This window comes from Vulcanimicrobium alpinum (assembly GCF_027923555.1).
Taxonomy (GTDB): domain Bacteria; phylum Vulcanimicrobiota; class Vulcanimicrobiia; order Vulcanimicrobiales; family Vulcanimicrobiaceae; genus Vulcanimicrobium; species Vulcanimicrobium alpinum.
Window position 1 is genome coordinate 3,469,306 of the sequence record NZ_AP025523.1, and the last position, 20,427, is coordinate 3,489,732.

Sequence of the window (20,427 nt, forward strand, 5' to 3'; positions counted from 1 at the left end):
GTCCATGTAAAAGGATTATGGGCTCGCGCTTAAAAAGGATTATGGGCTCGCGCTTAAAAAAAGAAATCTATGGCGATGGAGTTCGCCAAAACCGCCTGTCCTGGGCAGTCAAGTCCCAAATCTGCTGTAATTCCGGTTCGTCGATCGCGTAAGTTAGGCTGCTCGTGATCGTGTCCCCAGCCGTGGTGTACGAGCGGTGGCTCGGCGAGGGTAGCGCTCAGCCGTTAATCACGGCGGAGAGCTTGGCGGGCTGATTATCGCTGACGGCACTGAGTCCTTCGAGTTGCATGTAGCGCCGCTGCAGTTGCCATTCGTCGTTCTGTTCCAGTAGGAGCGCACCGACGAGGCGTACGATGGCAGCATCGTTCGGGAAGATACCGACGACATCGGTGCGCCGCTTGATCTCCGCGTTGACCCGTTCGAGCGGATTGGTTGAGGCGATCTGCTTGCGGTGCGCCTTGGGAAAGTCCATGTACGCGAGCACGTCGTTCTCGGCGTCGTCCATCATCGCCGCGAGCTTCGGGAACTTCTGCCGAAGCTGCTCGGAGACGATACGCCATTGCTCGTGCGCAGCTTCCGCTGTCTCTTGCGCGAATACCGTGTTGATCAACGCGAGGACCATCTGCCGTTGCCCTTTACCCGCATGTGCGAGCGCGTTTCGCATAAAATGCACGCGGCAGCGCTGCCACGTTGCTTTGAATACTTTCGCGATGGCCGCTTTCAGGCCGACATGCGAGTCGGAAATGACGAGCTTGACACCGCGCAATCCGCGGCGGCTCAAGCTGCGAAGAAAGTCGATCCAGAACGGCTCTGCTTCGCTCGGACCAACCGCGAGGCCCAACAATTCCCGTGTCCCATCGGTGTTTACGCCGACGGCCAGTATCACGGCGACCGAGACGATGCGTCCGCCGGAGCGCGTCTTCACGTACGTCGCGTCGATCCAAAGATAGGGCCAGTCGCCTTCGATCGGCCGGGTAAGAAATGCGTTCACGCGTTCGTCGATCTCTTCGCACAGCCGTGAGACCTGACTCTTGGAGATGCCTGTCATCCCCATCGCCTTGACGAGCTCGTCGACCGAGCGCGTGGAGATGCCCTGGATGTAGGCCTCTTGGATGACGGCGGTGAGCGCCTTCTCCGCCGTGCGGCGCGGCTCGAGGAACGCGGGGAAGTAGCTACCTTTGCGCAACTTGGGGATGCGCAGTCCGATCGTGCCGGAACGCGTCTCCCATTGGCGCTCGCGGAAGCCGTTGCGGGCGTTCTGTCGGCCGGGGCCGCGCTCGCCGTAGGGCAAGCCGCAGAGTTCCTCAACATCGATCTCCATGATCCGCTGCGCGGCGTACTGGAGCATCTCGCGAACGAAGTCGACGTCGCCGCCCTTTTCGACGAGCTCGGAAAGTGCGATACTGGGTTTGGCCATCGTGGATCCCTTTCGGTCGGTTATTTGTTGCAAAAACAACCTTCGCCGAAAGCCACGATGGCCGCTCTCTATGCTACAAGGGCGACCCTCTCATACACCACGGGCCGGGACACGATCCTGCTCCGTCTGTCTCGTTTTACGGCGGCCGGCTTGGCCACCGTCGTTGCTTTCCATTCGAAGTATTCGGTCATGTCGAAGTAGGCTCGGCTTAAACATTCGTCGTTTTGCTCGGAGAGTAACGCGCCGACCATGCGAATCGCTGCGGCGTCGTTTGGGAAAATGCGAATGACTTTCTCCCGGCGACGAATCTCTTCATTGAGCCGCTCTTGCATGTTGCTCGTGCGCAGTCGCCGACGATATTTCTCCGGCAGCGGCAAGATCGCAAGCATGTCTTCGAACGCTCCTTCCAAGCACACGCACGACTTGGGCGCTGTTTCTGCGAAGCGGGCCATGAATTCCGCATATCGACGCTCGGCCTCTTTGCGATCAGTTGCGAGGAAGATCAGCCGAGCTGCAGCGGTTACGTTTTCCCGTTCTTTCTTGGGCGCGTGATCGAGCAAGTTCTTCATCACGTGGAACTGGCAACGCTGCCACGTCGCGCCGACGAATTGCTTGGCGATAGTCAAGTCCCAAATCTGCTGTAATTCCGGTTCGTCGATCGCGTAAGTTAGGCTGCTCGTCTGTCTCGTTTTACGGCGGCCGGCTTGGCCACCGTCGTTGCTTTCCATTCGAAGTATTCGGTCATGTCGAAGTAGGCTCGGCCTAACCATTCGTCGTTTTGCTCGGAGAGTAACGCGCCGACCATGCGAATCGCCGCGGCGTCGTTTGGGAAGATGCGAATGACTTTCTCCCGGCGACGAATCTCTTCATTGAGCCGCTCTTGCATGTTGCTCGTGCGCAGTCGCCGACGATATTTCTCCGGCAGCGGCAAGATCGCAAACATGTCTTCGAACGCTCCTTCCAAGCACACGCACGACTTGGGCGCTGTTTCTGCGAAGCGGGCCATGAATTCCGCATATCGACGCTCAGCCTCTTTGCGATCAGTTGCGAGAAAGATCAGCCGAGCTGCAGCGGTTACGTTTTCGCGTTCTTTCTTGGGCGCGTGATCGAGCAAGTTCTTCATCACGTGGAACTGGCAGCGCTGCCATGTCGCGCCGACGAATTGCTTGGCGATCGCCTCGCGTAAGCCCGAGTGATTGTCGGAGACGGCAACGTCGACGCCGTGCAAGCCGCGTGCTTTGAGGCCGCGAAAGAACTCGTTCCACGTCGCAAAGCTCTCCGAATCGCCGATCGAAAGACCAAGGATTTCTCGGTATCCGTCAGCGCGAATGCCGCTCGCGATGAGGAGCGCTTTGCTGACGACGCTCTTGTCGGTGCGCACCTTCGTAAAGAGCGCGTCAACGATGATGAACGGGTACGCCGCATCAAGCCGACGATTCAAGAATCCCGCGACCGGCTCGTCAAGGGCCTTCGCGAGGCGACTGACCGTCGATTTCGAAAACGACGTCCCACACAGACCTTCGGTTATCCGCGTGACCTTCCGCGTCGAGACGCCGTTGACGACCATCTCCATCAGGCCCACGACAAAGGCTTGTTCGCTGCGGCGATAACGCTCGAAGATGTCGGTTGAGAAGCTGCCGTCGCGCGTCTGCGGCACGCGCAGGACCAGCGATCCGACGCGGGTCGAGAGCTGTCGATCGCGATACCCATTTCGATAGCCCTCCCGTTCTTCGCAGCGCTGGTAACGCTCGGCACCCAGATGATCGCGCATCTGTGCCTCGAGCACTTGGTTGAGAATCACTTCGACGAGTTTGCCGAGCGCTGCCGGCTGATCGAGCAAAGCTGGAATCGCGTCGCGGGATAGGGTAAGATCGTAATCGGCCACCGTTCCGGTCCTTTCGATTGAGGTGTTGAACAACGTCAATCTTCGAACCGGAGCGGTGGCTACCCGCCCGCTCAATTTACATCAATTATAGGGACTCGGCCCTACCAGCAGACCTTCATCGACACCTATGCGAAGGTGGGCGTCGCGAAGCTCTATTTGGACAAGACACCAATCACTGCGGCCGACCTGCTCAACGATCGCGTGTTACCGCTATACGAAGAGTACGGGATTACGTTGCAACGGATCCTGACCGACCGCGGCACGGAGTTTTGCGGGCGTGAGGGACATCCGTACGAGCTCTACCTGGCGATCGAAGACATCGACCACACCCGAACGAAGGCACGCCATCCGCAGACCAACGGCATCGTCGAGCGTTTTCACAAAACGATGCTTGATGAGTTTTATCGGATCGCGTTTCGCAAGACGATCTACACGTCGCTCGAGCAACTGCAGCGGGACCTCGATGCGTGGACCGAGGAGTACAACACGCAGCGTCCGCATCAAGGACGCTGGTGCTACGGCAAGACGCCGATGCAGACATTCGTCGACAGTGTCTCCCTTGCGAAAGAGAAACAGATCGCTTAGACTGAAACCCAACCTATCTGACACTACCGCAAGATCGTACGACTGTCAGATCACATAGTAGCTAGTACAGCGCCAGAAATTGCGCGCACTGCCAGCCATATAGATCTTCCAGATACGATACGTGCGCTCGTCGGTCGCAGCAATAACATTGTCGCAGCTCGCTTCGAGATTTTTGTGCCAGGCGCGTAGAGTTCGAGCGTAGTGTTCGCGGAGATTCTCGACGTCGCGGACCTCGAATCCAACCCTCCCTGCAGCACGGAGTATCGTCTCAATGCTCACGAGGTCCCCGTCCGGAAAGACGTATCGGTCCATGAAGCCGCTCGCGCGACAGCCTCTGCCATCGCGACTCTGCTGAGCGATCCCGTGGTTGAGAAAAAGTCCGCCTTTGCGAAGTGCATCGAATGCGGTGTGGAAATATACTTGCAGCCGCTCTCGGCCGACATGTTCGATCATTCCAACGCTGACGATCTTGTGAAAGGTCTCGCCGCGCAAATCACGATAGTCGCGTAATTCAACGCGAACCCGATCTCCGACGCCCGCCTGGGCGATGCGTCGCTGAGCTTCTTCATACTGCAGGCGACTCAACGTTACGCCAAGGGCCTCAGCACCGAATTGCTGCGCGGCACGCAGAACGAGGGCTCCCCAACCGCAGCCGATATCAAGTAGACGTTCCCCCGGACGTACCCGAAGTTTTCGTAATGTGTGATCGATCTTTGCGACCTGTGCATCGTCGAGTGTTTGCACGCCCTCGTCCCAGTAGCCGCATGAATAAACCATTCGCGAGTCAAGAAAGCTACGGTAGAATTCGATCGGCTGATCGTAGTGAAATCCGATCGCCGCCGCATCACGCTGTTTTGAGTGCCGCTTTCCGTGGAGTTGCGCTTCGTGCCGCGACGCTCGCGGTACGTTCGGCAGACGCATGAGCTGCGCGATCAGACGAGGCAGTGTGAGGCGAGGTAAGATCTCGAGCGCATTTTCAATCGCGTCGATCACCAACTCGATATCGCCGTCGATGTCGATCCATTTCTCGACGAACGCCCGCCCAGGGCTCAAGTCCAGCGGCGGAGCAAATGCTGCTCGCAGGGCGAACGGTTCATTGATGAACAGCGTGAAGTGTGCGTTCTCGGTTGCTGGCACGCGCGTGCCATCCCAAAGTTCCACCGCAAAAGTGCGCGCGAAATCTCGACCAAATAATGTTCGCAGAATCGCGACGGAGCGATCTGCGGCGCTTCTTTTTCCAGCCGCTATTAGAAATCGCTGTTGGAGGGGTAAAATAGAAACGCTCCCGCTATAACGCAGGAGCTATCAGCCCAAAACGGGCGGTTAATGGCGAGCCCCATCGCCAAATTTTTTTTTCGATCATAGCACACGTTTTGATAAACGACAATCGAGTGCTCGTTAATGGTGAAGGGCGGTGGGCTGGCACTGCCCGCCTCCTCACTGAATCTATCGTGCGCTCGAGGGGATCGAGAGGCATCTCGAAGACCGGCATTCGTGAGTTGGACTGCTCGTGAGTTTTGGCTGAAGGGATGCGGACAGCTTCTGAAAGAATCGTCGCCTGAGGACCTGGTTTGAAGGTGGTGGAGTCCGCCTGCAGCGATCGTCTGCGAACTGCCGATTTCGGCCAATGACTCCTGGCGCGTGCTAGGAGTTTTTTGTTTTCCGGCACACTTTTTTCGCGAGACATCAATCTATGAACGATGAAACGGCCAAGGCGTATCCGTACCGTCCTGCTTTGCGAGTGAGTATCTATATCGGCGAGCGCGACCACCACGCCGGACAGCCGTTATATACGGCAATTGTCGAGCTAGCACGCAAGCTTGGAATCGCCGGAGCGACGGTTCTTCGCGGAATCGAAGGCTACGGTGCTGATGCGGTGGTGCATTCCGCGAGCATCGTCGACCTTTCATCGAATCTTCCGTTGATCGTGGTCGTCATTGATGAACTTCCGAGGATACAAACGTTCATCTCGACGGTCGCCGACATGCTGGTCGATGGAATGATGACCACGGAAGAGCTTGAGATCGTCGATCATAAGCACGGAAAGATTTTGTGATGGATCCACGCGCGATGCTTGCTGTGGGAGCGGGCGCCGCAATTGGGGGTGTCGGTCGACTCCTGGTGACGGAGGCGGTCGTTGCACGGGTAGGAGCCGGATTTGGGCATTATGCCACGTTTTTCATCAATGTTTCCGGTGCATTCCTCATCGGTGTCGTGCTCGCTCTCGCGCAATCCCGCACGGAATTTAATCCGCTCTTGCGATTGTTTTTAGCGACGGGAATTCTTGGCGGCTACACGACCTTCTCAACATTCTCATTCGAGGTGTTCAATCTGGCAACCGGCGGATTCGTGCTTACCTCGATTGTATATGCTGTAGGGAGTGTCGCGCTGGGCGTTATCGCCGCGTTTCTCGGCGTGACGCTCGTGCGCGCGATCGGTGTATAAAGATCGCGGCCCGACGGAGGCACCCGGTTGATGAAGGTCTCGCCATTCGTATGGCTATGCGGAGTTGGGTTCCTCGGCCGCTTGAGCTACGAGATGATTCGTACGCCGATCGTTTCGCTTTTTGCCGTCAGGCTCGGCGCACCCACGCAGATCATCGGTCTTTTAGTTGCGGCCGTCACGCTGACGGGAATCGTCGTGAAATATCCGTCCGGGGCGCTCGCCGACATTTTTGGGTTTCGCCGGATCATGTCGTATGGACTGATCGTGAAAGCGACGGCACCGTTCTTGTATATGCTGGTATCGACGTGGCCGCAGCTGCTCGTTTTGCGGCTGTACCACGGATTGTCAACGGCGCTGTACGCGCCCGTTGCCTCGGCATTCGTTGCGAAAGAATATCCCGAACAACGTGCGAGTCGCCTCGGCATGTACGGAGCATTCGAAAATGGCGGTGTCGTCTTGGGGCCGGTCTTCGGCGCCTATCTTTTGTCGGTTTCGTCATTCACCGTGGCCTTTCTCAGCTCCGGGATCATCGGAATCATGGCCTTTAGGGGAATTTTCGAAATCCCGCGTGACGCTCGCCGCACTCCGGAGGCTGCGCGGCTCCGACCGGCAGATATCGCGCGGCAGATGCTCGCAGGCGCGAAAGAAATCGCCAGTGACGGCGCCATCCGCATCGTAAGCTTTGTTGAAGGCACGATGTACATGGGCGTGGGTACGCTGCAAGCGTTTCTGCCGCTCTATGCATTGAGCGTGCATATTTCGGTGGCGGAGGTGGGCGTGTTGTTCGGTATACAGGGTGCGGCTTCCATCATCGGTCGCCCGCTCTGGGGCAAGGCCTCGGATACGACCGGTCGTCGGCCGCTCGTTGTCGCTGGAATAGTGCTCTGCGCGGCAACACTCGTGACCATGCCGTTAACGGAGAATTTCTTGATGCTCTGCGGCTTGAACTTGCTGTTCGGGCTCGGCACTGGAATGGTTACGCCATCGACGACCGCATTGATCGGCGATTTGGTCAAGCGCAATGCCTTCGGTGCGGCGATGGGTGTCTTCGGCAGTTTGTGGGATATCGGTCATGCGAGCGGTCCCATCATCGCGGGCTTCTTGATTGCCTGGATTGGCTATCGGTATGCGTTCTCGATCATCGCCGTGCCGATGCTTCTCGCGCTCGTCTTCTTCGTCAGCAGCAACGGCGTCCGTCGCGTGGCAGACCGGCTCGCCTCAAAACTTCCGTAAGTAGCGTTCAAGGAGATGCTCGAATTTATGCGGCTGATTGCTCGTTTGTGGATTTTGATCTTCGTTCTTGCGGCGACCCCGTCCGTGATCGTGTCCCGGCCCGTGGTGTATGAGAGGGTCGCCCTTGTAGCATAGAGAGCGGCCATCGTGGCTTTCGGCGAAGGTTGTTTTTGCAACAAATAACCGACCGAAAGGGATCCACGATGGCCAAACCCAGTATCGCACTTTCCGAGCTCGTCGAAAAGGGCGGCGACGTCGACTTCGTTCGCGAGATGCTCCAGTACGCCGGGCAGCGGATCATGGAGATCGATGTTGAGGAACTCTGCGGCTTGCCCTACGGCGAGCGCGGCCCCGGCCGACAGAACGCCCGCAACGGCTTCCGCGAGCGCCAATGGGAGACGCGTTCCGGCACGATCGGACTGCGCATCCCCAAGTTGCGCAAAGGTAGCTACTTCCCCGCGTTCCTCGAGCCGCGCCGCACGGCGGAGAAGGCGCTCACCGCCGTCATCCAAGAGGCCTACATCCAGGGCATCTCCACGCGCTCGGTCGACGAGCTCGTCAAGGCGATGGGGATGACAGGCATCTCCAAGAGTCAGGTCTCACGGCTGTGCGAAGAGATCGACGAACGCGTGAACGCATTTCTTACCCGGCCGATCGAAGGCGACTGGCCCTATCTTTGGATCGACGCGACGTACGTGAAGACGCGCTCCGGCGGACGCATCGTCTCGGTCGCCGTGATACTGGCCGTCGGCGTAAACACCGATGGGACACGGGAATTGTTGGGCCTCGCGGTTGGTCCGAGCGAAGCAGAGCCGTTCTGGATCGACTTTCTTCGCAGCTTGAGCCGCCGCGGATTGCGCGGTGTCAAGCTCGTCATTTCCGACTCGCATGTCGGCCTGAAAGCGGCCATCGCGAAAGTATTCAAAGCAACGTGGCAGCGCTGCCGCGTGCATTTTATGCGAAACGCGCTCGCACATGCGGGTAAAGGGCAACGGCAGATGGTCCTCGCGTTGATCAACACGGTATTCGCGCAAGAGACAGCGGAAGCTGCGCACGAGCAATGGCGTATCGTCTCCGAGCAGCTTCGGCAGAAGTTCCCGAAGCTCGCGGCGATGATGGACGACGCCGAGAACGACGTGCTCGCGTACATGGACTTTCCCAAGGCGCACCGCAAGCAGATCGCCTCAACCAATCCGCTCGAACGGGTCAACGCGGAGATCAAGCGGCGCACCGATGTCGTCGGTATCTTCCCGAACGATGCTGCCATCGTACGCCTCGTCGGTGCGGGCAGAGTCCCTATAATTGATGTAAATTCAGCGGGCGGGTAGCCACCGCTCCGGTTCGAAGATTGACGTTGACAACACTTCAATCGAAAGGACCGGAACGGTGGCCGATTACGATCTTACCCTATCCCGCGACGCGATTCCAGCGTTGCTCGATCAACCTGCGGCGCTCGGGAAGCTCGTCGAAACGATTTTGAACCAAGTGCTCGAGGCGCAGATGCGCGATCATCTGGGCGCCGAGCGGTACGAACGCTGTCAAGAACGGGAGGGCTATCGGAATGGGTATCGCGATCGACAGCTCTCGACCCGCGTCGGATCGCTGGTCCTGCGCGTGCCGCAGACGCGCGACGGCAGCTTCTCAACCGACATCTTTGAGCGTTATCGCCGCAGCGAACAAGCCTTTGTCGTGGGCCTGATGGAGATGGTCGTCAACGGCGTCTCGACGCGGAAGGTCACGCGGATAACCGAAGGTCTGTGTGGGACGTCGTTTTCGAAGTCGACGGTCAGTCGCCTCGCGAAGGCCCTTGACGAGCCGGTCGCGGGATTCTTGAATCGCCGGCTCGACGCGGCGTACCCGTTCATCATCGTTGACGCGCTCTTCACGAAGGTGCGCACCGACAAGAGCGTCGTCAGCAAAGCGCTGCTCATCGCGAGCGGCATTCGTGCTGACGGATACCGCGAGATCCTTGGTCTTTCGATCGGCGATTCGGAGAGCTTTGCGACGTGGAACGAGTTCTTTCGCGGCCTCAAAGCACGCGGCTTGCACGGCGTCGACGTTGCCGTCTCCGACAATCACTCGGGCTTACGCGAGGCGATCGCCAAGCAATTCGTCGGCGCGACATGGCAGCGTTGCCAGTTCCACGTGATGAAGAACTTGCTCGATCACGCGCCCAAGAAAGAACGCGAAAACGTAACCGCTGCAGCTCGGCTGATCTTCCTCGCAACTGATCGCAAAGAGGCCGAGCGTCGATATGCGGAATTCATGGCCCGCTTCGCAGAAACGGCGCCCAAGTCGTGCGTGTGCTTGGAAGGAGCGTTCGAAGACATGTTTGCGATCTTGCCGCTGCCGGAGAAATATCGTCGGCGACTGCGCACGAGCAACATGCAAGAGCGGCTCAATGAAGAGATTCGTCGCCGGGAGAAAGTCATTCGCATTTTCCCAAACGACGCCGCAGCGATTCGCATGGTCGGCGCGTTACTCTCCGAGCAAAACGACGAATGGTTAAGCCGAGCCTACTTCGACATGACCGAATACTTCGAATGGAAAGCAACGACGGTGGCCAAGCCGGCCGCCGTAAAACGAGACAGACGAGCAGCCTAACTTACGCGATCGACGAACCGGAATTACAGCAGATTTGGGACTTGACTGTCGGTGCGCTCCTACTGGAACAGAACGACGAATGGCAACTGCAGCGGCGCTACATGCAACTCGAAGGACTCAGTGCCGTCAGCGATAATCAGCCCGCCAAGCTCTCCGCCGTGATTAACGGCTGAGCGCTACCCTCGCCGAGCCACCGCTCGTACACCACGGCTGGGGACACGATCGTGGGTTTCCGGGTAGTATTGGAGCACAGGCTTTCGATACTTCGGAGGTGCGCTATGCGCTCGGATGATCAACAACATGCGTCGATGTGGACGACGCTCTCGCCCGAAGAAACCGTTCCCGCAGATCATCCGCTACGGCCGATTCGAAAAATGGTCAACGACGTGCTTGCGACGATGTCACCCGACTTCTCGAAGCTGTACTCGAAGCGAGGTCGGCCATCTATCGCTCCGGAAAAGCTTCTGCGATCGATCCTCCTGCAAGCGTTTTTCTCCATCAGGAGTGAGACGCTGCTCCTTGAGCAACTTCGCTATAACATGCTCTTTCGATGGTTCGTTGGTCTGGGCATGGACGATGCGATCTGGGACGTTTCGACGTTTAGCAAGAATCGCGAGCGATTTCTCCGTGGCGAGATCAGCGACAAGTTCTTTGCAGCCGTCGTTGAGATCGCGCGCGAAAACAATTTAGCGAGCGACGACCATTTCACCGTCGATGGGACGTTACTTCAAGCTTGGGCCAGTCATAAAAGCTTCAAGCCCAAGAATGACGACGATAATCCGCCGTCGTCAGGCCGCAATCCGGACGTCGATTTTACCGGTACGACGCGTAAAAACGATACTCATGAGTCGACGACCGATGCAGACGCGCGGCTCTATCGTAAGAGCCGTAATACGGCGTCGGTCCTCGGCTATCTCGCGCATGCGCTGATGGAGAATCGGAATGGTCTCATCGTTGGGATTCGCACGACGAGGGCCACTGGAACGGCCGAGCGCGAAGCCGCGATCGAGCTCATTCGCGGCGTTGGAGGCGCGCGACGGATTACACTTGGCGCCGACAAGGGTTACGACGCAGCTGCATTTGTCGAAGAACTCCGAGCGATGAACGTGACACCGCACATTGCTCGAAATCTCAGTCGTCGAAGTGCGATAGACGAACGGACAACGCGCCATGCCGGCTACGAAGCGAGTCAGAGAAAGCGAAAGCGCGTCGAAGAAATCTTTGGTTGGGCAAAGGCTACCGCGAATCTCCGACAAGTTCATTATCGCGGACTACGACTCGTAAGCGAGACCGTACGGTGGACGTCGATCGCATTCAATCTCGTGCGACTTCGCAACCTTGGAGTTGCATAATGACGATCGAAACGACGATACTCGACGACGTTTGGGCTTCAAAAAAGCAGTTCGAAGACACGAACAACCATACGAATAGGTGTACTAGCTACTATGTGATCTGACAGTCGTACGATCTTGCGGTAGTGTCAGATAGGTTGGGTTTCAGTCTAAGCGATCTGTTTCTCTTTCGCAAGGGAGACACTGTCGACGAATGTCTGCATCGGCGTCTTGCCGTAGCACCAGCGTCCTTGATGCGGACGCTGCGTGTTGTACTCCTCGGTCCACGCATCGAGGTCCCGCTGCAGTTGCTCGAGCGACGTGTAGATCGTCTTGCGAAACGCGATCCGATAAAACTCATCAAGCATCGTTTTGTGAAAACGCTCGACGATGCCGTTGGTCTGCGGATGGCGTGCCTTCGTTCGGGTGTGGTCGATGTCTTCGATCGCCAGGTAGAGCTCGTACGGATGTCCCTCACGCCCGCAAAACTCCGTGCCGCGGTCGGTCAGGATCCGTTGCAACGTAATCCCGTACTCTTCGTATAGCGGTAACACGCGATCGTTGAGCAGGTCGGCCGCAGTGATTGGTGTCTTGTCCAAATAGAGCTTCGCGACGCCCACCTTCGCATAGGTGTCGATGAAGGTCTGCTGGTAGATGCGGCCGACGCCCTTCATCGTCCCAACGAAGAAGGTGTCCTGCGCGCCGGAATCTGTCAAGGTGTTTGGTCCTGTTAGTCATCTGCTTTTTGTGAGCGCCTACACGGCGACCCCGTCGTGAGCGGGCGGATTTATCCACACCGCGGGCGGTAACACGATCCGCTTTGGCGATCCGCCGATGAATCGTTCCGGTTTGGCGCGGTAAGCCGCGAGCATCACGTCGTGTCTGGCGGCGAGCACGCGGTCCGCCTGGCCGTGATGCACCATTGCCGGCGTCAGCATCGCGATTCCGGAGTGCCGGTGCTCGTTGTTGTACCAGGTCATGAACTCACCAACGAAATCGTGCCCGTGCTCAAACGACCCAAATCGATCGGGGAATTCGGGATGGTACTTCAGCGTGCGGAACTGGGACTCCGAGAAGGGGTTATCGTCGCTAACGTGCGGACGGCTGTGCGAACGTACGACGCCGAGCTTGTCCATCAGGGCGCACACGGGTTGCGCCGTCATCTCCGCGCCGCGATCGGCGTGAACGATCGCGTGCCCGGGCTGGATGCCTTCACGTTCCAGCGTCTGCGCGATGAAGTGCCGTGCGAGTTCGGCGTTGGCCCGATGCACGAGCATCCAGCCGACGACAAACCGGCTGAAGATGTCGAGCATCACCAGCAGCGAGAACCACTCACCCGGGTGCGGGCCGCGCAGCTTCGTGATATCCCACGAGAAAACTTGACGCGGACCGGTGGCCACCAGTTCGGGCTTACGGTACTCCGGATGACGTGCAATACGGCGACGTTCGCGCACCTCCGCGTTTGCTCGCAGCAGGCGGTACATCGTGCTCACCGAGCACAGGTAGATACCTTCGTCCAGCAAGGTCGCGTGGATCGTCGCCGGCGCGCGATCGGCAAACCGCTCGCCATGCAGCACCGCGAGCACCTCAGCTTGCTCGTGTTCGCTCAGTGCTCTTCTCGAGCGCCGGCGCGAGATCACGGACGGAAGTCGTTCCGGCGTGCCGTTTAGGCGGCGCCGCAGCGTCGAGCGGCTGATGCCCGCTGCAGTGCACAACGCGCGCTGCGGAATCTCGTGGGCAAGTTCCAGCGCCGCACTCATTCTGCGTTCTCGTTCGTCTCGGGGCTCTCCAGATCGACGCCCAGGAGCCCCGCAAATTTTTTTTGGATATCGTTTATGAGCTCGGCGCGCGCCAACTGGCGACGGAGTTTCCGGTTTTCCCGCTCGAGTTCTTTGAGCCGCTGCGCAACCTCGTCGGCTTGCATTTTGGCTTTTGCACGTTGGCGCACCGCACCTGGATCGAGGTCGCCTTGATCGCGCTGCCTTCGCCAGGCATAGAGCTGCGATGAGTAAATACCTTCGCGCCGGAGAAACGCTCCGATCGTGCCGGCTGGACGCGCATCAGCCTCGCGCACGATGCGCAGCTTCTCGGCGGCGGAGAACCGACGTCGCTGAGGTTTTTGGGGTGAACTGGTTGCCTTGATTTCCGTTGAAACGGTTCCGTTCGAGGACTGCATCTGTTGCAGGACTTTCTCGCCCCCGCGTGCTTTGCATCGTTCCGGATGTTTTCCACAGTATCCCCGTTATCCACAGCTCTGCTGCTGCGACGAACGTTGTACAAAAAACTCCCTATGCTACCGGTACCACTCTATCTTGACACGGGGGGCGCCGCAGTAGCCGGGGCACTCACTCTCGAACTCGCCGTGCGCTTCTTTCTCGAGCTTGGCACGCTCCAGCGCGACGACTTGCGCCTCAGTCAGGACGAGCCCATCTTGGGCGCTCTTTGCTTCCAGCGCTTTGAGCCGTTTCTTCATCGTCTCAAGATCGTGTCGCAGCCACACCCCGCGAAGTCCCGCCGGCGACATACGCATCCCACGCTTGGCGAGCTCGTTCGCTGCGCGCACTTGACCGTACGCAGGGAACTCGATCGCAAGATCGACAATCGCATCCTCGACTTCGGGAGCAATGCGGTTCTTGAGGTTCGGCTTTCGCTTGGTGATCTCGGCCAAGGCTAGATCGCCGCCCGTCTCGTAGAGCTCTTTGAAACGGTAGAAGCTATCACGGCTGTAACCCATCACGCGGCAGGCTTCAGTCACATTTCCGAGCTGCTTGCCGAGCTGGAGTAGGCCCACTTTCGCCTTGATGACTTTTCGGTCGCTGTTCATGGATGGCTCCTCAGGAGGATTCACCACCGGTATTCGATAACCGTCAGATCAAATCCTGACTTCTACAAATCAGATCGGCTCCAGCGTGGGGCCTACCGCGTTCATAGTTGACGTGCTCCCGAATGAAATGCCCCTACGTACATCCAAACGCCCGGTGTGCTATAATAGCAATCATATAATATCACGGCGATGGGGCCCGCCGACAACCGCTCTTTTCGGGCTGATGCAACGGCGGGAGCATGCTTTGTACGAACTTTCATTCCTCCACGAGGGCGATCGGTGATCGGCGCCACCCCTCAGAAACTCGCGCACCAACCGACCGACGTTTTTTCTATCGACAACGTCGATGTCCAGCTCGGGGCGAAGCGGGTACTTGCACACTGCACGCTTCGTATTCAAGCGGGCGTCACGTGTATCGTCGGTCAGAGCGGCACCGGGAAGAGTACGCTGCTCAAGGCGATGGTTGGCCTTATCCCACTAGCGCGCGGGTCGATCCGGTTCCGCGGACTTGAAGTCTCGACGAGCCATGTATCGATGCTCGCTGAAATTCGTCGTAACGTCGCATTCGTCTTTCAAAATGGAGCGCTCTTTTCGTCATTGAGCGTCTTCGACAATTGTGCCCTCGCGCTTCGAGAGCGCGATCATTTGTCTGTCCACGAGATTGAACTTCGCGTCTTCGATGCACTCGAACGTGTTGGTCTGAGCGGTGCGCACGATCGCATGCCCACCGAACTATCCGGTGGAATGATGAAGCGCGCGGCGATTGCCCGCGCACTCGCACAACACCCCGATGCAATCCTCTTCGACGAGCCAACAACCGGAGCCGACCCGATCCTTACGACCGTGCTCATGCAGCACATTCGCGCGATCACCGGCTCGCGCCCAGCGGCTTCCGTCATCATGACGCATGATATCGATGCCGTCCGGCGCTTCGCCGATCGGATCATCCTGCTCTTTGAGGGAAACGCAATCTGGGACGGGGTGCCATTAGCAGGCTGATGAAAAATCGGCCGAGTTGATGTTGGCGTGACGGCGTTTTTCGCGTATTATAAGAGCAAGTCTCCTCATACCTTGGTGAGGTTGCGGCCGATGCGGACTCATGATGAGCAGCGTGCATCCGTTTGGACGACGTTGCAGCCGGAAGACACCGTGCCCGGCGATCATCCGTTGCGCCCGATGCGCGTGATGGTCAACGAAATTCTGCGCGAACTCTCGCCGGAGTTTTCCAAGCTCTACTCCCGACGGGGCCGGCCATCGATCGCGCCGGAGAAGCTGCTGCGAGCCTTGCTGTTGCAAATGTTCTACTCGATCCGCAGCGAGCCGATGCTGCTGGAGCAGTTGCGTTACAATTTGCTCTTTCGTTGGTTCGTGGGCTTGAGCATGGACGACAAGATCTGGGACCCCTCGACGTTCAGCAAGAACCGCGATCGGTTCTTGAATGGCGAAATCTCCGAGCGGTTCTTCGCCGCCGTGGTCGAGCGGGCGCGTGCCGACGAACTGCTCTCGAACGAGCATTTCACCGTCGATGGGACGCTAATCGAGGCGTGGGCCAGCCACAAGAGCTTTCGGCCCAAGTCGGACGACGAACCGCCGACCTCGAGCGGCGGTCGCAACGAGGGCGTGAACTTTCGTGGCCGGCCGCGCAGCAACGAGACGCACGTCTCGAGTACCGATCCGGACGCGCGGTTGTACCGCAAGAGCAGCGGCGCGCCGGCGATTCTCGGCTATCTCGGACATGCTCTGATGGAGAATCGCAACGGCTTGATAGTCGGCGTGAAGACCACTCGCGCGACCGGGATCGCCGAACGCGAAGCAGCGCTGGAATTGATTCGCGGGGTCAGCGGAAGCAACCGAATCACGCTCGGCGCCGACAAGGCGTACGATACCAAAGACTTTGTCGAGGCGTTGCGAGCGCTCAACGTGACGCCGCACGTTGCTCAAAATACGACCCGTCGCCGCAGCGCGATCGACCGCCGAACCGTCCGCCATCCGGGCTACACGGTGAGTCAACGCAGGCGCAAGTTGATCGAGGAGAGCTTCGGGTGGGGCAAGACGATCGGCCGATTGCGCAAGGTGCATTTCCGCGGGCTTGATCTGGTCGGCGACATTGTGCGCTGGACGGCCGCGGCGTACAACTTGATCAGGATACGCAATCTGAGGGCCGCGACATGATGCGAAGTGATGCTGACCCGAGGGGGCGTTTTCGAGATGAACCGCTCGGCAACGGGCTTCGAGAGGTCCGCCGACCTCCCGAAAACCGTGCTGAACGGGCAGTTCGCGAACCACGCGCCGATTTTTTCACGGGGCTGTTAGATCTCGATAGTCCTACGAATCCAATCGTAGAACAATTCGTCTCAGGTTCGCTCAGCGGACCGATTCCACTTTAATGGCCTACGTCAGTTCGCCGCTACGACACGACGAAACGCTACGCGGATCACTTGCCGGCCGAGGCACGATTGCGAGTTTCGCTGAGCTACGGCAAGATTTTGCCGACGCATTGCGCGGACTACTCTGCGAACGTGAGGACGTTCTGATGATTCTGGCGATTCGCGCGGACCGGATTGCCTCCATCGACGTGCCTGCCGCAGTGCTAGCTCTCACGGATCGCGCCTTGTTTGTTCTGCGGGAATCTCCCCGACTCGGCGTTCGAATCTCCTACACGCCCTTCTCTGCTCTGGGTGCGATCGATGTTGGACATTCGGCACTTCTCGGCGGCCTGCGGTTCGGGTTTCGGAGCAGTGTCACCGCACCACAATTTACCGCTTTCGATCTTCGCGGGAACGCTGCGGGGATCGTGTACAACACACTACTAGACGAGACAAAAATCTTTGAGTTCGTCCGCCGTTTGCGCGAGCTCAGCGCACCCAGCTCGCTTCCGAGGTGAGATCATGACGGAGTTCTGTACGGGCCAACTTTTGCGAATTTTCGTCGGTGAACGTGACGCTTGGCACGGCCGACCACTTCATTTCGCAATCGTCGATTTGTTGAAAAAGCACGGGGTCGCCGGAGCCTCGGTCTTTCGCGGGATCGAAGGATTTGGTTCTCATCACGAAATTCATGTAGCGAAGGTCTTCAGCTTCGGTTCCGATCTTCCCATTCTCATAGAAGTAGTCGATACGGAGGAAAAGATCGCGACGCTCGTCCCGCTGATCGACGGAATGGTAAGCGAGGGCGCGATGACCTTGGAGCGGATCGAATACCGGCGGTATCTTCCGCGAAACGTGGAGCGATAGCGTTCGATCCACAGAATCTATTCGGCTTTGAGGTCGTGCCGATTATCGGGGACATTGGTTTAGCGGCGTAGCATCGGCATCATGAGTATCTCACGCCGCTTCGGCGTTTTCAAGGGTTATGGATTGGTATCCGTTGATGCGTCGCCAGCTGCCAGAGAGGCGTTGAACGAGCTTGAACACCAAGTACGTCGCGGAGCTTCCGGTACGCAATCGCTTCGCAGCTTCGGTTCGTAATCGCACGGAAGCGAAGATCGATTCGATCGGATTGGTCGTTCGCAAGCTTTTCCAACTGCTCGACGGAAAGCGATAGAACGTCACCATGCGATCGACGTCATCGCGGATACATGCGGCGGCTTTGGGGTAATCTCGCTGCAATGTTTTCGCGAGCGCCTCGATCCGATCGCGCGCTTCCGTCTCGCTCGGCGCGTTTACGATGCATCGCAGTTCGGTATGGACGCGCGGCTTCTGTTTCTCGGGAAGCTTGTCCAAGACGTTGCGTACTTTGTGCAGCCAGCACCGTTGCTGTCGCGTGTTGGGAAGTGCCTTCCCGGCAGCAGCCCATAACCCGTTTGCGCCGTCGGCGATGAGGAGTTGCGGCATGTGTAAACCGCGCTTTTTAAGGTCTTCGAAAAGCTCCGTCCAACTCAGTTCGCTCTCACTCATCGCATCGTCGAGGGCCACCAAATGCTTGGTGCCATCGGCATCTGCCCCAATCACCACGAGCAACACGCGCCGTTCGTCAGCAGTCAAGTCCCAAATCTGCTGTAATTCCGGTTCGTCGATCGCGTAAGTTAGGCTGCTCGTCTGTCTCGTTTTACGGCGGCCGGCTTGGCCACCGTCGTTGCTTTCCATTCGAAGTATTCGGTCATGTCGAAGTAGGCTCGGCCTAACCATTCGTCGTTTTGCTCGGAGAGTAACGCGCCGACCATGCGAATCGCTGCGGCGTCGTTTGGGAAAATGCGAATGACTTTCTCCCGGCGACGAATCTCTTCATTGAGCCGCTCTTGCATGTTGCTCGTGCGCAGTCGCCGGCGATATTTCTCCGGCAGCGGCAAGATCGCAAGCATGTCTTCGAACGCTCCTTCCAAGCACACGGATCGTGTCCCGGCCCGTGGTGTATGAGAGGGTCGCCCTTGTAGCATAGAGAGCGGCCATCGTGGCTTTCGGCGAAGGTTGTTTTTGCAACAAATAACCGACCGAAAGGGATCCACGATGGCCAAACCCAGTATCGCACTTTCCGAGCTCGTCGAAAAGGGCGGCGACGTCGACTTCGTTCGCGAGATGCTCCAGTACGCCGGGCAGCGGATCATGGAGATCGATGTTGAGGAACTCTGCGGCTTGCCCTACGGCGAGCGCGGCCCCGGCCGACAGAACGCCCGCAACGGCTTCCGCGAGCGCCAATGGGAGACGCGTTCCGGCACGATCGGACTGCGCATCCCCAAGTTGCGCAAAGGTAGCTACTTCCCCGCGTTCCTCGAGCCGCGCCGCACGGCGGAGAAGGCGCTCACCGCCGTCATCCAAGAGGGCCGAGTCCGTATAATTGATGTAAATTGAGCGGGCGGGTAGCCACCGCCCCGGTTCGAAGATTGACGTTGTTCAACACCTCAATCGAAAGGACCGAAACGGTGGCCGATTACGATCTTACCCTATCCCGCGACGCGATTCCAGCTTTGCTTGATCAGCCGGCGGCGCTCGGCAAACTCGTCGAAGTGATTCTCAACCAAGTGCTCGAGGCACAGATGCGCGATCATCTGGGCGCCGAGCGGTACGAGCGCTGTGAAGAACGGGAGGGCTATCGAAATGGGTATCGCGATCGACAGCTCTCGACCCGCGTCGGCTCGCTGGTCCTGCGCGTGCCGCAGACGCGCGACGGCAGCTTCTCAACCGACATCTTCGAGCGTTATCGCCGCAGCGAACAAGCCTTCGTCGTGGGCCTGATGGAGATGGTCGTCAACGGCGTCTCGACGCGGAAGGTCACGCGGATAACCGAAGGTCTGTGTGGGACGTCGTTTTCGAAATCGACGGTAAGTCGCCTTACGAAGGCACTCGACGAGCCGGTCGCGGGATTCTTGAATCGCCGGCTCGACGCAGCGTACCCATTCATCATCGTTGACGCGCTCTTTACGAAGGTGCGCACCGACAAGAGCGTCGTCAGCAAAGCGCTGCTCATCGCGAGCGGCATTCGTGCTGACGGATACCGAGAAATCCTTGGTCTTTCGATCGGCGATTCGGAGAGCTTTGCGACGTGGAACGAGTTCTTTTGCGGCCTCAAAGCACGCGGCTTGCACGGCGTCGACGTTGCCGTCTCCGACAATCACTCGGGCTTACGCGAGGCGATCGCCAAGCAATTCGTCGGCGCGACGTGGCAGCGTTGCCAGTTCCACGTGATGAAGAACTTGCTCGATCACGCGCCCAAGAAAGAACGGGAAAACGTAACCGCTGCAGCTCGGCTGATCTTCCTCGCAACTGATCGCAAAGAGGCCGAGCGTCGATATGCGGAATTCATGGCCCGCTTCGCAGAAACGGCGCCCAAGTCGTGCGTGTGCTTGGAAGGAGCGTTCGAAGACATGCTTGCGATCTTGCCGCTGCCGGAGAAATATCGCCGGCGACTGCGCACGAGCAACATGCAAGAGCGGCTCAATGAAGAGATTCGTCGCCGGGAGAAAGTCATTCGCATTTTCCCAAACGACGCCGCAGCGATTCGCATGGTCGGCGCGTTACTCTCCGAGCAAAACGACGAATGGTTAGGCCGAGCCTACTTCGACATGACCGAATACTTCGAATGGAAAGCAACGACGGTGGCCAAGCCGGCCGCCGTAAAACGAGACAGACGAGCAGCCTAACTTACGCGATCGACGAACCGGAATTAC

Annotated in this window: 16 protein-coding genes, 8 pseudogenes and 2 riboswitches; of the genes and pseudogenes, 14 read left to right on the plus strand and 10 right to left on the minus strand. The window is 58.4% G+C overall.

All coding sequences use genetic code 11. The features are described from left to right. Window positions 1-217: 217 nt before the first annotated feature. The 3 genes and pseudogenes from WPS_RS17775 to WPS_RS17785 form a co-directional block, all read right to left on the minus strand. Window positions 218-1,417 carry an IS256 family transposase gene (locus WPS_RS17775; protein WP_317995515.1) on the minus strand — a complete coding sequence of 400 codons (1,200 nt, stop codon included), beginning with the start codon at window positions 1,415-1,417 and terminating at the stop codon, window positions 218-220. A 68-nt stretch (window positions 1,418-1,485) separates the two neighbouring features. Next, window positions 1,486-2,037, minus strand: a pseudogene (locus WPS_RS17780) (transposase); the annotation flags it as partial. Window positions 2,038-2,084: 47 nt separating this feature from the next. Continuing rightward, window positions 2,085-3,302, minus strand: coding sequence for an IS256 family transposase (locus WPS_RS17785; protein ID WP_317995793.1), 1,218 nt, complete (start codon window positions 3,300-3,302; stop codon window positions 2,085-2,087). Window positions 3,303-3,359: 57 nt separating this feature from the next. On the opposite strand from WPS_RS17785, the pseudogene WPS_RS17790 reads away from it, so the two are divergent. Further along, window positions 3,360-3,887: pseudogene (locus WPS_RS17790) on the plus strand (integrase core domain-containing protein); the annotation flags it as partial. A gap of 45 nt (window positions 3,888-3,932) precedes the next feature. Here WPS_RS17790 and WPS_RS17795 read toward each other — a convergent pair. Then, entirely contained in the window at window positions 3,933-5,186 is a 1,254-nt protein-coding gene (locus tag WPS_RS17795) for a class I SAM-dependent methyltransferase (protein ID WP_479688265.1), read from the minus strand. Then, a riboswitch (Fluoride riboswitch) is annotated at window positions 5,177-5,240 on the minus strand. Its footprint overlaps the gene before it by 10 nt. A gap of 214 nt (window positions 5,241-5,454) precedes the next feature. Continuing rightward, a riboswitch (Fluoride riboswitch) is annotated at window positions 5,455-5,531 on the plus strand. A gap of 49 nt (window positions 5,532-5,580) precedes the next feature. On the opposite strand from WPS_RS17795, the gene WPS_RS17800 reads away from it, so the two are divergent. The 7 genes and pseudogenes from WPS_RS17800 to WPS_RS17830 all read left to right on the plus strand — a co-directional run bounded on the left by WPS_RS17800 (window position 5,581) and on the right by WPS_RS17830 (window position 11,521). Then, window positions 5,581-5,943, plus strand: coding sequence for a DUF190 domain-containing protein (locus WPS_RS17800; protein WP_317995795.1), 363 nt, complete (start codon window positions 5,581-5,583; stop codon window positions 5,941-5,943). Beyond that, window positions 5,943-6,332, plus strand: coding sequence for a fluoride efflux transporter FluC (locus WPS_RS17805; protein ID WP_317995796.1), 390 nt, complete (start codon window positions 5,943-5,945; stop codon window positions 6,330-6,332). The genes WPS_RS17800 and WPS_RS17805 overlap by 1 nt, the downstream gene beginning before the upstream one ends. Before the next feature lie 30 nt (window positions 6,333-6,362). Then, window positions 6,363-7,565 (plus strand): MFS transporter, encoded by a 1,203-nt coding sequence (locus tag WPS_RS17810; RefSeq protein WP_317997576.1) that lies wholly within the window; start codon window positions 6,363-6,365, stop codon window positions 7,563-7,565. 203 nt (window positions 7,566-7,768) lie between these two features. After that, window positions 7,769-8,851, plus strand: a pseudogene (locus tag WPS_RS17815) (IS256 family transposase); the annotation flags it as partial. A 100-nt stretch (window positions 8,852-8,951) separates the two neighbouring features. Continuing rightward, window positions 8,952-10,169, plus strand: coding sequence for an IS256 family transposase (locus WPS_RS17820; protein WP_317994492.1), 1,218 nt, complete (start codon window positions 8,952-8,954; stop codon window positions 10,167-10,169). A 47-nt stretch (window positions 10,170-10,216) separates the two neighbouring features. Beyond that, window positions 10,217-10,342: pseudogene (locus tag WPS_RS17825) on the plus strand (IS256 family transposase); the annotation flags it as partial. Window positions 10,343-10,447: 105 nt separating this feature from the next. Next, window positions 10,448-11,521: an IS5 family transposase gene (locus WPS_RS17830; RefSeq protein WP_317995797.1), complete on the plus strand. Its 1,074-nt coding sequence runs from the start codon at window positions 10,448-10,450 to the stop codon at window positions 11,519-11,521. Between the two features lie 149 nt (window positions 11,522-11,670). Here WPS_RS17830 and WPS_RS17835 read toward each other — a convergent pair. The 4 genes and pseudogenes from WPS_RS17835 to WPS_RS17850 all read right to left on the minus strand — a co-directional run. Beyond that, window positions 11,671-12,204 (minus strand): annotated as a pseudogene (locus tag WPS_RS17835) (integrase core domain-containing protein); the annotation flags it as partial. 51 nt (window positions 12,205-12,255) lie between these two features. Further along, window positions 12,256-13,260 (minus strand): IS3 family transposase, encoded by a 1,005-nt coding sequence (locus tag WPS_RS17840; RefSeq protein WP_317994493.1) that lies wholly within the window; start codon window positions 13,258-13,260, stop codon window positions 12,256-12,258. Beyond that, complete coding sequence (locus tag WPS_RS17845) at window positions 13,257-13,676, minus strand: transposase (RefSeq protein ID WP_317994494.1); 420 nt, start codon at window positions 13,674-13,676, stop codon at window positions 13,257-13,259. The genes WPS_RS17840 and WPS_RS17845 overlap by 4 nt, the downstream gene beginning before the upstream one ends. A 147-nt stretch (window positions 13,677-13,823) precedes the next feature. Further along, window positions 13,824-14,324 (minus strand): annotated as a pseudogene (locus tag WPS_RS17850) (helix-turn-helix domain-containing protein); the annotation flags it as partial. 279 nt (window positions 14,325-14,603) lie between these two features. Between WPS_RS17850 and WPS_RS17855 the strand changes: the two are divergent. From WPS_RS17855 to WPS_RS17870, 4 genes are all read left to right on the plus strand, one after another. Beyond that, complete coding sequence (locus WPS_RS17855) at window positions 14,604-15,323, plus strand: ABC transporter ATP-binding protein (protein WP_317995798.1); 720 nt, start codon at window positions 14,604-14,606, stop codon at window positions 15,321-15,323. 90 nt (window positions 15,324-15,413) lie between these two features. Further along, entirely contained in the window at window positions 15,414-16,496 is a 1,083-nt protein-coding gene (locus WPS_RS17860) for an IS5 family transposase (RefSeq protein ID WP_317994189.1), read from the plus strand. A gap of 214 nt (window positions 16,497-16,710) precedes the next feature. After that, the gene (locus tag WPS_RS17865) at window positions 16,711-17,208 is read left to right on the plus strand and encodes a hypothetical protein (RefSeq protein WP_317995799.1); all 498 of its coding nucleotides are present in this window, start codon (window positions 16,711-16,713) and stop codon (window positions 17,206-17,208) included. Between the two features lie 4 nt (window positions 17,209-17,212). Beyond that, on the plus strand, window positions 17,213-17,557 hold the full coding sequence (locus WPS_RS17870; protein ID WP_317995800.1) for a DUF190 domain-containing protein: 345 nt from the start codon (window positions 17,213-17,215) through the stop codon (window positions 17,555-17,557). Window positions 17,558-17,647: 90 nt separating this feature from the next. Here the strand turns inward: WPS_RS17870 and WPS_RS17875 are convergent, their stop codons facing one another. Next, window positions 17,648-18,409, minus strand: a complete 762-nt coding sequence (locus WPS_RS17875) for an IS256 family transposase (protein ID WP_317995801.1) — start codon at window positions 18,407-18,409, stop codon at window positions 17,648-17,650. Then, a pseudogene (locus WPS_RS17880) lies at window positions 18,349-18,648 on the minus strand (transposase); the annotation flags it as partial. The pseudogene WPS_RS17880 and the gene WPS_RS17875, both read right to left, overlap by 61 nt. 121 nt (window positions 18,649-18,769) lie before the next feature. On the opposite strand from WPS_RS17880, the pseudogene WPS_RS17885 reads away from it, so the two are divergent. Continuing rightward, a pseudogene (locus WPS_RS17885) lies at window positions 18,770-19,090 on the plus strand (transposase); the annotation flags it as partial. Between the two features lie 92 nt (window positions 19,091-19,182). Further along, the gene (locus tag WPS_RS17890; RefSeq protein WP_317995802.1) at window positions 19,183-20,400 is read left to right on the plus strand and encodes an IS256 family transposase; all 1,218 of its coding nucleotides are present in this window, start codon (window positions 19,183-19,185) and stop codon (window positions 20,398-20,400) included. Window positions 20,401-20,427: the final 27 nt, after the last annotated feature.